General features: G+C 69.8%; 10 protein-coding genes. 7 read left to right on the top strand and 3 right to left on the bottom strand.

Annotated elements, in window-relative coordinates:
* Window positions 1-78 precede the first annotated feature (78 nt).
* The 4 genes from C5E07_RS11845 to C5E07_RS11830 all read left to right on the top strand — a co-directional run bounded on the left by C5E07_RS11845 (window position 79) and on the right by C5E07_RS11830 (window position 4,236).
* On the top strand, window positions 79-1,332 hold the full coding sequence (locus tag C5E07_RS11845) for an NAD(P)/FAD-dependent oxidoreductase (RefSeq protein ID WP_104299578.1): 1,254 nt from the start codon (window positions 79-81) through the stop codon (window positions 1,330-1,332).
* The gene (locus C5E07_RS11840) at window positions 1,329-1,781 is read left to right on the top strand and encodes a DUF2809 domain-containing protein (protein WP_219820077.1); all 453 of its coding nucleotides are present in this window, start codon (window positions 1,329-1,331) and stop codon (window positions 1,779-1,781) included. The genes C5E07_RS11845 and C5E07_RS11840 overlap by 4 nt, the downstream gene beginning before the upstream one ends.
* 285 nt (window positions 1,782-2,066) lie before the next feature.
* Entirely contained in the window at window positions 2,067-3,752 is a 1,686-nt protein-coding gene (locus C5E07_RS11835) for an ABC-F family ATP-binding cassette domain-containing protein (protein ID WP_104299577.1), read from the top strand.
* Between the two features lie 76 nt (window positions 3,753-3,828).
* Window positions 3,829-4,236, top strand: coding sequence for a DUF5684 domain-containing protein (locus C5E07_RS11830; protein ID WP_104299576.1), 408 nt, complete (start codon window positions 3,829-3,831; stop codon window positions 4,234-4,236).
* A gap of 115 nt (window positions 4,237-4,351) precedes the next feature.
* On the opposite strand, the gene C5E07_RS11825 is transcribed toward C5E07_RS11830, so the two are convergent.
* Window positions 4,352-5,161 (bottom strand): alpha/beta fold hydrolase, encoded by an 810-nt coding sequence (locus C5E07_RS11825; protein WP_104299575.1) that lies wholly within the window; start codon window positions 5,159-5,161, stop codon window positions 4,352-4,354.
* Window positions 5,162-5,295: 134 nt separating this feature from the next.
* On the opposite strand from C5E07_RS11825, the gene C5E07_RS11820 reads away from it, so the two are divergent.
* Window positions 5,296-7,440 carry a cell wall-binding repeat-containing protein gene (locus C5E07_RS11820; RefSeq protein WP_104299574.1) on the top strand — a complete coding sequence of 715 codons (2,145 nt, stop codon included), beginning with the start codon at window positions 5,296-5,298 and terminating at the stop codon, window positions 7,438-7,440.
* Window positions 7,441-7,480: 40 nt separating this feature from the next.
* Here the strand turns inward: C5E07_RS11820 and C5E07_RS11815 are convergent, their stop codons facing one another.
* Both C5E07_RS11815 and C5E07_RS11810 read right to left on the bottom strand, forming a co-directional pair.
* On the bottom strand, window positions 7,481-8,263 hold the full coding sequence (locus C5E07_RS11815) for a response regulator (RefSeq protein WP_104299573.1): 783 nt from the start codon (window positions 8,261-8,263) through the stop codon (window positions 7,481-7,483).
* Window positions 8,264-8,306: 43 nt separating this feature from the next.
* Window positions 8,307-9,593 carry an ATP-binding protein gene (locus tag C5E07_RS11810; RefSeq protein WP_104299597.1) on the bottom strand — a complete coding sequence of 429 codons (1,287 nt, stop codon included), beginning with the start codon at window positions 9,591-9,593 and terminating at the stop codon, window positions 8,307-8,309.
* A gap of 213 nt (window positions 9,594-9,806) precedes the next feature.
* On the opposite strand from C5E07_RS11810, the gene C5E07_RS11805 reads away from it, so the two are divergent.
* Window positions 9,807-10,847, top strand: coding sequence for a tripartite tricarboxylate transporter substrate binding protein (locus C5E07_RS11805; RefSeq protein ID WP_181057970.1), 1,041 nt, complete (start codon window positions 9,807-9,809; stop codon window positions 10,845-10,847).
* Window positions 10,844-11,473, top strand: coding sequence for a tripartite tricarboxylate transporter TctB family protein (locus C5E07_RS11800; protein WP_104299571.1), 630 nt, complete (start codon window positions 10,844-10,846; stop codon window positions 11,471-11,473). Before C5E07_RS11805 ends, C5E07_RS11800 begins: the two co-directional genes overlap by 4 nt.

The raw sequence follows: 11,473 nt of genomic DNA, 5'->3' as shown, positions 1-11,473 counted from the left end.
CCCGCGACGGGCCGCTTCTGCGCGAGAATCAGGTGCGCGGCCCGTCTGGCCGCTCACCACGGAAGGCGGCGGAGACCCATGCGCATCATCGTCATCGGAGCGGGCCTCGCGGGCCTCACCGCCGCCTGGGAGCTGCGGAAGCGCGGCCACGAGGTCAGCGTGCTGGAGGCCAGGGCCCGAGTCGGGGGCCGAACGTGGTCGCTGCGGCTCGGCAACGGCGCGATCACCGAGCGCGGCGGCGAGTACGTGTTCCCGACCGAGTTCGCCATCCGTCGGCTCTCCGCCGAGCTCGGGGTGCCCATCCTGAGCCACAACGTGCGCTACGCGAGGCGCACCGTCGACGGCCGGCACGTGTCGTTCGCCGAGCTCGAGGCGACGACCGAGCAGATCACCGAGACCCTCCGCGGGATGCTCGCCGACGGACTCACGCGCGTCTCGGTCGAAGACGCCCACCGTGAGGCGCTCGGCCCCGACTACCAGCAGCACCCGGTCTACCGCCGCATGGTCACCTCCCTCGCGAACGACCCGAACCTCGTGAGCGCCGCCTCCGCGTTCCTCTACGACCCGGATGCGGACCAGCCGTTCATCGACGACGGCGGGCGCTTCGTGGGCGGCAACCAGTCGCTCGCCATCGAGCTGGCCCGCCGGCTCGGGGCCGCGGTGCGGCTCGAGCACCCGGCCCGGGCGATCGACCAGTCGAGCAGCGGGGTCGAGGTGACCCTCGCTGACGGAAGCACGCTGCACGCCGACGCGGCCGTGATCGCCGTGCCGCTGCCCATCCTGCGCAGCCTGCGACTCGGCTTCGCCCTCACCCCGGGGCAGGATGCCGCCCTCTCGCACCGCATCATGGGCACCGCCGCGAAGCTCGGCGTGCCCCTCGCCGCCGTCGACGACGACATCGCCCTGCAGAGCACGGACCTGAGCTGGTGGTCCTGGCGCTCCCTGTCTGCCGACGGCGAGCACCGCATCCCCGCCCTGTCCTGCTTCGCCGGGAGCAGGGCCACCCTCGACGCCCTGCACACGGAAGCGGGACCGGGGCGCTGGGTCAGCGAGCTGCAGGCGCTGCGGCCCGAGCTCGTCATCGACGGCGACGTGCTCCTCACCGACTGGAGCGACGACCCGTGGACGCGCGGCTCCTACTCGGCGGCCTCGCTGGACTGGACTCCGGCCGACCTCGACGCGTTCGACGTGCCAGCGGGCCGGGTCGCCTTCGCGGGCGAGCACACGGGCCTCGAGCAGACCCTCAACGGCGCCGTCGTCTCCGGCCTCCGCGCGGTTACCGCGATCGAGGCCGTCGAGCGCCTGACCGAGACGAGCGGCGGTCCGGCGTGAGCGGCGCGGCTGGAGCCCAGCAGGAGCGGACCTCGCGCGTGGATGCCCTGCGCCGCCGAGTCGCGGCCGCGGTCCTGCTCGCCGCGACCGTCGCGCTGGGCCTCGCAGTGCACTACGCGCTTCCGGATGGGGAGTTCGGGGACATCGTCGGTGCCGGCCTGTACACGGTCGCCGTCTACCTCGGGGTCGTCCTGCTCGCGCCCCGCGCCAGAGCGTCGACCGCGTTCGCGCTCGCGGTCGCCTGGTCGTTCGCGGTCGAGCTGCTGCAGCTGACCGAGCTGCCAGCCCGCGCGAACGAGGCGTTCGCACCGGCCCGGCTGGTCCTCGGCTCCGGGTTCGAGGTGAGGGACCTGCTCGTGTACGCGCTCGGCGGCGGCCTCATGCTCGGCGCAGACCTGGCCGTGACGCGCATCCGAGCTCGACGACGTCACGCCCCGCTGGTACCGTGAACGCGTGTTCCTTCTTCTCTTCTGCTAACGGCTGAGCTGGCCTTCCGCGCTCGCTGACGCCGGTCTCGTCGACGCGTGTCTCTGAAACACGCCTGTCTCTGAAACACGCTTGTCTCTGAAACACGCTTGTCTCTGAGACCGAGACCGCCCGAGCATCACGGTGGCCACCTGCTCTGACCCGACTCCGGGTCGCCGTTTTCGCGCGCCCAGCCGCTGACGCCTTGCCGAGCCCTCTGAGAGTCCTCGGGGAGCCCTCGGCGGTTCGCGGCGCGCCGCTCTGAAGGATTGATCGTGCACACCACCCCCACCTCAGTTCCAGCGCGCCTTCGCGCGCAGCTCACCCTCACTGACGTCTCGCTGCTGCGCGGCGCGACGCCCGTGCTCACCTCCGTCGACCTCGTGGTCACCGCCACGTCGCGCATCGCGATCGTCGGCGAGAACGGCCGCGGAAAGTCGTCGCTCCTGCACGTGCTCGCGGGCATCCTCCCGCCAGACAGCGGCACCGTGCAGCGCATCGGCACCCTCGGTCTCGCCGAGCAGGAGATGCACGCCGACGACGCTCGGACCGTCGGCCAGGCCATCGCAGACTCCATCGCGACGGCGCTCGCCACCCTCGCCGAGCTCGACGCCGCAGGAGCGGCACTCGCGGAGGGCGGTCCGAGAGCCAAAGAGCGCTACGCCGCGGCCCTCGAGGCCGCGGAGGTGCTCGACGCGTGGGACGCGGAGCGGCGAGTGGTCATCGCGCTCGAGGCCCTCGACGCCGAGACCGACCCAGACCGCCTCCTCCGCGAGCTCTCCGTGGGACAGCGCTACCGGGTCCGCCTCGCCTGTCTCCTCGGGGCAGACGACGACTTTCTGCTGCTCGACGAGCCGACCAACCACCTCGATCGCGCGGGGCTCGACTTCCTCACCGAGCAGCTCCGCTCGCGCACGGGGGCGGTTGTCGTCGTGAGCCACGACCGGGCGCTGCTCGCCGACGTGGCCGAGACGATCGTCGACCTCGACCCGACGCCGGACGAGCGGCCCCGCGTCTCCGGCAACGGCTTCGCCGGGTACCGGGAGGCGCGCGCCGCCGAGCGCGAGCGGTGGGAGCAGGACTACGAGCGGCAGCAGCAAGAGCAGGCGCGCCTGCAGGAGAGCCTGAGCGCGGCGCAGAACCGTCTCGTCACGGGGTGGCGACCGGGCAAGGGCGCGAACAAGCACGGCCGAGCCACCCGCGCAGCTGGCCTCGCGCAGAGTGTGCACCGTCGCCAGGAGGCCCTCGAGGCGCACGCCGTGACGGTGCCGGAACCACCGCGGCTCTTCCGGTTCCCGGAGCTCCGCACCCGGGCAGGAGCTGAGCTGCTGAGCGTCGACGGGGTGGCCGTCACGGGGCGCCTCCACGGTCCCGTGTCCCTCGCGCTCTCCCATCGGGGCAGGCTGGCCGTCACCGGCCCGAATGGTGCAGGGAAGTCGACGCTCCTGCGCGTGCTGGCGGGCTCCCTCGCCCCGGATGCGGGTTCCGTGCGCGTGCAGCCCGGCACCCGCGTCGGCGTGCTCCCGCAGGAATCGTCGCTCCCGCTCGAGCAGCGCGCGGCGGAGGTCTACGAGCTGCGGCTGGGCGAGCTCGAAGCCGCCGGCACCGTCGCGCCGAGCGAGACGGTGGGGCTCTCGCAGCTCGGCCTGCTGCGGGCGAGGGAGGCGGGCAAGCGGGTCGGCGAGCTGTCGATGGGGCAGCAGCGCAGACTCGACCTCGCGCTGGTCCTCGCCGCGAAGCCGCACGTGCTGCTCTTGGACGAGCCCACGAACCACCTCTCGATGGCCCTGGTCGACGAGCTGACCGATGCGCTCGCGGGAACGCAGGCCGCGGTTGTGCTCTCGAGCCACGATCGGCAGCTCCTGCGGGACGTCGACGACTGGCCGAGCCTGCACCTCGGGCCTCGAAGCGTGCAATTCGTGCCTTCCAGCGACGAAAGGCTCCCAGGAAGTTGACAGCTCGCGGTAGCGTTGCTCCGCTCCCCGAAGCCCAGGGGATCTCACCAGCTTCACGGACCTCAAGGACGTCACTATGTTCACGCTCGAAAACTCCACCCAGATGGACTCCTGGCAGTGGGAAGCGCTCTCGCCCGGCGGCACCGCCAGCGGCTTCGTCGGCTGGGTCCTTCTCATCATCGCCCTCTGGCCCGTCTTCCGTAAGGCCGGCTACCCGGGCTGGGGCGCCATCATCCCGATCTACAACGTCTACATCCTCGTCAAGATCGCCGGGTACCACGGCGCGACGGTGCTGCTCTACCTCATCCCGATCGTGAACGTCGTGTTCTCGATCTTCGTCGCGCTGCGCATCGGCAAGGCGTTCGGCAAGGGCGGAGTGTTCAGCTTCTTCCTGCTCTGGCTGCTGTCGCTTATCGGGTACTTCATCGTGGGCTACGGCTCTGCGCAGTACCGCGGACCGGGCGGACGCGCCATCACGGCCTAGCCTCCGCTCCACCCGCATCGCGCGCGCATCGCGCGTCTCGGCCGCGGTGACCCGCTTGTCCTCGACGACAAGCGGGTCACCGCGGCCGATTGCGTTGCAGCGGCTGCCGCCTCTCTCAGCTGCCGAGGAACTCCACGAGCGCCGAGGAGACCTCGTCCGGCGCATCCAGCGTCACGACATGGCCGGCGCCGGCGACGACGAGCTCCGTGAGTCCGTCCGCCGCCGCCCAGGCTGGCATGGCTCGCGAGATGTTGCCCGTGGTGTCGCTCGCGCCTCGAACCAGCAGCGTCGGCACCGGCGTGCGGTAGCCGGGAGCCGGACGCACGAACTGCGTCGTCGCGCGCCACACCGCCAGGAACTCCCGCTTCGACATCGCGGCGAACGTTCGCGTCAGCTCGGCACGTGCCGTCGCCGTCACGGCTGAGGCATCCGCCATGAGCTTCGGCAGGCTCCTCGCCGGGACCAGCTGGAGGATGGGCGCCGCGGCGCGGAGACCGGCGCGCTCATGGAAGCTGAGCGGGCCGGCGTTCCAGGTGGAATCCAGCACCACGAGGTTCCGGAACCGCTCCGGGGAGCGCCGAACCAGTTCCTGCGCAAGATTCCCGCCGAGCGAATGCCCGAGCAGCGAGACCCTGCCGAGGCCGAGGTGTGCGATGAGCCGCTCGACGTCGCTCGCCAACAGCTCGGGGGAGAGGTCCGTCGAGTTCGGACGCGACGCCCCGTGCCCGCGAAGGTCGAGGAGCACAACGCGCAGGCCCGCCCGACGAAGCGCATCCGCCTGGCGCCGGAACATCGTGTGGTCGGCGCCCGCCCCGTGCAGCAGGACAACCGCGTCGGCGTCGGCATCGGCGTCGGCCGCGTCGAGGCTGTCGGAGTAGCGGAGGGAACATCCGCCGAGGGTGAGGTGTCCCGGAAGGCTGCGCATGCCAGCGACGGTAGTCGCTCCGCGAATCCGTGCCAATTCACGTGATTTCACATGCACGAGTGATTTCACCCCGTATTTCACCCTACGATCAGGAAAGGGGGCCACCGCTCGATCAATGAACACGGATGTGACTCATGAAGAAAGCGCTCTCCCTCTCTCTCGCCGCGCTGCTCGCGGCCTCACTGCTGACGTTCCTCGGAACCGGACCAGCCCAGGCCGCGAACTTCGGGACCGTGGGCCAAGACGTCATGTCGCCAGCGAACTACGTCGCCAAAGGCAGCTCCGCGACGACGACACCGCAGGGCGCGCCCGTCTCGTCGCTGTCCGACCAGACGGCCGCGATGGTCGACACGCTGCCCGACCGGTACCTCAGCGACTACTGGAAGGGCCGACTCAAGACCTCCACGAACCGCGAGAACTTCACGATCCCCATCTACACGGTCGACAGCTCGAAAGCCGACGCCAACTGGGTGAAGGTGAAGATGCAGAGCTACGCGCTCTACCCTGACATCCACCCCGTCATGGAGGGCAAGGCGACCGCTTCGGCGACCGGAGGCACGTACGGGTTCCAGATCACTCCGTTCGCGACCACCGCGAAGAACTACGGCAAGGTCGTCATCCCGGCGCACGCCCTGCCCGGCGGTCCGATTCCGGGCGGCGACCAGTCGATGACCGTCGTCGATATCGCCACCGGCATCGTGCGCGGGTACTACGTCGCGGAGAAGCAGAGCGACGGGTCCTGGATGATGGGCGGCGGCTACCTCACCACCCTCAACTCCCCGAAGTCGACGAACTGGTTCGACCAGAACGAATGGCTCAAGGCGGAGCGGGGCACGAGCTCCGTCGGCGGCGTCATGAACGAGTTCCTCATGGCAGGCGCTGAGGAGATCGCGGCGGGCTCCATCAACCACGTCACGAGCTGGACCTTCCCCTCCACGCGGTCGGGCACGGCCATGTGGCCCGCCTACCAGACCGACGGGAAGCTGAGCGAGGCGCACGCCCCGAAGATGGGGCAGCGGTTCTGGATCCCCAACGACGCGGCCACGAACGCGAAGATCGCCGCGCTCGGTCTCTCCAGCTTCGAGAAGGTCGTCGTCAAGAACCTGCAGGAGTACGGCGGCATCATCACCGACCAGAACTTCTGGACCATGGCGCTCAACCTGCAGCATCCCGTCACGTACACCGCGCAGGGCAAGCCCAACCCGTACCTCCCCGGAGGCATCGTCCACAACGCGCACGGCAGCGTCGACCTCATCAACAAGATCCCATGGACCCTCACGAAGTGGGGCGAGATCACCTCGAGCACGAAGCTCCCGCAGTTCGGGGCGCCGACCGCCACGCCGACACCGACCGCGACGCCGACGACACCGCCGAGCCCGACGGCGGCACCGGGTGTCGTCGACCGCCTGGGCTCCACCGACACCTACGCCAACGCGGTCACGGCCTCCGGCAAGGTCAACACGGTCGGCAACAAGCTGGTCATCGCAAACGGCGAGGGCGGTGTGGATGCACTCCTCGCGGCCCCCGTCGCCGCCAAGATCAACGGCAACCTGCTGCTCACGAAGCCAGACGCGCTCCCGTCCAGCATCTCCGCCGAGGTGACGAGGCTGAAACCCTCGGCGATCTTCGTCATCGGCACGATCTCGGAGGCGCAGAAGACCGCGCTCGGGAAGCTCACGCCGAGGCTCGAGGTCGTGACCGCCGCCGACAAGTCGGAGACCGCGCTGGTGGTGGCGAAGCGGTTCTTCCCCAACGATCCCAACGTGTACATCGCCAACAGCGGCAAGGCGACGGAGATCGCCAACGCCTCCGGGAGGGCCACCCTCGCCAAGGCGCCGGTGCTCCTGACCGGGCCGGCGCAGACCAGCGCCAGCTTCAAGGCCTACTTCGCAACCGGCAAGGTCACCTCGGCCCGCGTCATCGGTCCGGTGGCGTCGCTCTCGGCGACCGTCTTCAACGAGGTGAAGGCCAAGGTCTCGAACACGACCCGGGTCAACTCCTCGGACGCGTTCGCCATCAACGGGGCGCTCCTGGGCGACTTCGACGCCGGGAGCATCCGTCCGAAGGGCTTCGCGCTCGCGAACCCCGGGAGCTCCGCGGACATCGCCGTGGCCCTGCTCGTCTCCGCGCGCACCGGGTATCCGCTGGTGCTCGCCACGCAGACGTGCGTTCCTCAGACTGCGTGGGCCGTGACCTCGAAGTACCCCGGGGCCAACTACAGCGTCGTCGGAACGACGAGCGACCTGGTCTCGGACATCCAGAAGAAGCGCTGCGCGTAGGGATCACCCAGCGCGCACCGCGCTGACCATGACCGGGAGATCAGCGCTCGGGGGAGGGAGACAACCGGTAGAGCACCTGCGGCCGCCCGCGCTTGCCGTACCGGTGCGCCAGGTCGATCACCCCCGTCTCGACGAGGTGGTCGAGGTAGCGCCTCGCGGTCGCACGGGAGATGTCGCAGGCCTCGGCGACCTCGAGCACCGTGGCGGGGATCACCGGGTCGAGCGAGGCGACGACCCGCTCGAGCGTGACCTGTGCCAGCCCTTTCGGGAGCTGCGCGGACTGCGCGGCGCCGTTTCGCGCCACGCTCGAGTGGCCGCGCGGCACGGCGGGCTGACGAATGCTGCCTGTGGCCAGCAGCCGGTCGATCTCGCCCTGGCCGAGGGGTCGCTCGCGGTCGCTCTCCGAACTCGCTCGACGCTCGGCGCTGTAGAGGTCGAGGCGCTCCTGCAGGGCGGCCTGCGTGAACGGCTTGATGAGGTAGCCGACGACGTGGGCCGCGAGGGCCTGTCGCACCGTCGTCTGGTCGCGGGACGAGCTGATCACCAGCACGTCCGGCACCTTCGTGCCGAGTGTTCTGAGCCGGTGCAGGACTTCGACTCCGCTGATGTCGGGCAGCCGCATGTCCAGGAGCATGAGGTCGACCCCGCTCATGCTCTGCGCGAGCGCGGATTCGCCAGTGCTGGCGGTACCGGCGAGCGAGAACCCGGGGATGTCGGTGATGAACCCGCTATGCAGGGCCCTGGCCCCACGATCGTCGTCGACCACGAGCACTCGGATCGGGCTCGAGGCCGCCCGCGGGCTCTCCTTGGCTCTGCTGCTCATGCCGCTCCTCTCCTGGGTGCAAGGCCGGCGTCGATGGTCCCGGTCACCGCAGCCGCTCGATCTCGAAGGCGAAGCGCGACCCGCCGAGTCGTGACGCCCCGACCTCGATGGTGCCGCGGCGCGACGTGACCGTCCGACGGACGAGCTCGAGGCCGATGCCCCGTCCGAGTCCGCTCGGATCGGCCTTGGATGAGAACCCGGGGGCGAAGATACGGCCGCTGGCTTCGGCGTCCAGGCCGGGACCGTCGTCGTCGACGAGCCCGATGATGCGGCTGCCGCTCTCGCGAAGCGTGCAGAGGACCTGGGATGCGCCTGCCTCGCCCGCGTTCCTGCAGAGGTTCGCGATGACGGTCACGACGCCGTCGTCGATGTCCTCGTCGAGCTCGAGGTCGAAGCTCGCCCGCGCTCCCAGCTCGTGCAGTTCGGCCCGCACCGCCTGCGTCGTGGCGTCGAGGAGGGGGAGGTGGCGACTCGAATCGGTGCTGTCGGAAGCACCGACCCCTGCCGTCCGAACCGGCACGACCTCGTCGATGTACTCGAGCGCGTCCTGGGTGTCGCCTCTCGAGACGAGGCCGTGGACCACGTGCATGCGGGTGCTGAACTCGTGAGACTGCTCGCGCAGGGCGGTGGTCGTGCGCCGCATCTGCGCGTGCTCGGCGGCGAGCGCGTCGAGTCTGCGGAACCGGCGCTCGACCGCGAACGCGAGGGCCGAGCTGGCGAGCGTGCCGAGGACGAGTGCGCCGATCGTCCAGGGGAGGAGCTCCCCGAGGGCCTCGGCGCTGTCCGCGGAGATGCTCGACTCGAGGACGCCGACGGCGACCATTCCGAGGACGGTGTCGTCTTGCCCGACCACGGGGACCTTCGCGCGCAGCGAGGGGCCGGATGCACCTTCCTCCGTGCCGTGGAACGCCTCCCCGGCGAGGACGGAGGCGTTGGCCGTCGAGACCTGCACCCCACGCTCGGTGGGGTCCGGATGCGTGATGCGCACGCCCTCGTCGTCGGTGATGACGACGTAGTAGACGCCCGTCGCGTTCTCCACGAGGCTGGCAAGCGGCTGCAGGGCATCGGTGGCCCCGGCGAGGTCGTCCGCGTCCGCGAGCGCTGAGGTGGTGCCCGCGCTCGTGACGGCTTCGAGCGCTCCACGTACCTCGTCCAGCTGTGCGAGGCTCGACGCGACTTCATGCACGCGCTCGGCGGTGGTCTCGCGAAGCTCCCTCTCCTGCGCCGAGAAGGCGATCGCGGCCGTGATCGAGACGGAACCGAGCGTGATGAGACTCGGCACCACGAGCATCCCGAGGCGCACGGCTCGCTGGCTGAGCTTGAACGGCATCGTCATCCTCACTTCCCGCGCCCAGGCTTGCGGTTTCTGGCTTCTGGCCTCTGGCTCGGACCTTCCGCCCGCGCAGACCCATGCGGCGCCTCTTCGCGCCGGGCTCACGAGCACTTATGAGCACAACTCCTCGTGGAGCTCCTCTTGTGCGAGCGCGGTGCAATCCTAAGGCGATATTGCGGAGACAACGATGTCCGCGCGAATGGAGCAATGATGATCCGAGCAACGAAAGACCCGGCGGTGCCGGACGAACCGGGCCGGCAGGCCAAGCCCGGCGGCAGGCGCGTCGTCGGCCGCGTCATCGGCGGAGTCGTGGCCGCCGCATCGATCGCCGTCGCGAGCTTCGGGTCGATCACGTCCGCCGCGGCGGGTCAGGACATCAACGCGTCCATGACGATCATCGCCCCGGCAGCTGCCGGTGGCGGCTGGGACACGGTCGCCCGCGAACTGCAGCAGGCGCAGAAAGCCGAGGGGCTCGTCAACAACGTGCAGGTGGTCAACATGCCAGGGGCCGGAGGGACGATCGCGCTTGGCAATGTCTCCGTGCTCGATGGTGAACCCAACAACCTCCTCGTCGGTGGAACCGGCCTGCTGGCCGCCACCATCCAATACGACTCCGCGGCGAAGCTCGAGGACGTCACGCCGCTCGCGGTGATGGTCGAGGAGTACGACGTCATCGTCGTCCCAGCCGACTCCCCGTACGAGACCCTCGAGGATCTCGCCACGGCATGGAAGGCCGACCCGAAGTCCATCCCGTGGACCGGCGGTGGCTCGTTCGACCAGCTCGTGGTGACCGACCTCGCGCTGAGCGCAGGCATCGAGCCCGTCGACACCACCTACATCTCGTCTGACGGCGGTGGCGAGGCCATCCAGGCGCTCCTCAACGGCACGGCGAAGGCCGCGGCGGGAGGCTACGCAGACAACATCGACCAGATCGAAGCCGGCAGGTTGCGGGCCCTCGCGGTGGTGGCGGAGGAGCCCATCGATGGCGTCGATATCCCGACTGCCGCCGAGCAGGGCTACGACATCTCGCTCACGAACTGGCGCTCGATCCACGCGCCCTCCGGCTTGAGCGAGGAGCAGACGGACGCCCTCGCCGAACTCGTGGTGCAGACGACGGAGACACCCGAGTGGCAGGAAGCAATCGAGAGGTACCACTGGAACGAGCGCCTCATCACGGGCGACGAGCTCGACACGTTCCTCGCTGAAGAGGAACTGCGCATCACGGCGCTCTACGAGGAGATGGGACAATGACGCACCACGCGAACCCGACTGCCGCGTCGGCGGTCATCGGCGGAGACCTGACCTTCGCCGCAGGCCCAAGCAAGACGGCCACCCTCCTCAAGGGGCTGACGATGCCGCTGGTCATCGCAGCCTTCGCCACCTACCTCCTCTCCGGCATCTTCACGATGAAGGTGCCAGAGGGGGCCGACTTCCCCGGGCCGCAGTTCTTCCCCGGCCTCATCGCCGCCGGCCTGTACCTCTTCGCGGCTCTGCTCGCCGTCGGTGCCGTCCGCGAGCTGCGCGCGACCGCGGCCTCCTCGTCGACGATGACCGAGGAGGAGCTTCTCGCTCGTGCGCTGGCCGACGACGAGGCGCTCGCTGCGGCGGGCTCAGCAGATGCCCCTCGCAAGGTGCGCGTCGACGTGAAGTCGTTCGCCTGGGTCGTCGGCTCGTTCCTGGTGTTCTCGCTGACGCTCGACCTGCTCGGCTGGGTCATCGCAGCGGCCCTCCTCTTCTGGTGCGTGGCCCGCGGCTTCGGCTCGACGAAGCCGGTGGCGAGCCTCGTCGTGGGCTTCACGCTGAGCTCGCTCGCCTACATCGCCTTCGACATGGCACTCGGCATGTCGCTCCCGTCCGGCATCCTCGGAGGTATCTGA

The organism is Pseudoclavibacter sp. RFBJ3, from assembly GCF_002931375.1.
Taxonomy (GTDB): Bacteria; Actinomycetota; Actinomycetes; order Actinomycetales; family Microbacteriaceae; genus Pseudoclavibacter.
The sequence above is the reverse complement of the archived record's forward strand: the minus strand, read 5'-3'. Positions and strand labels throughout refer to the sequence as shown.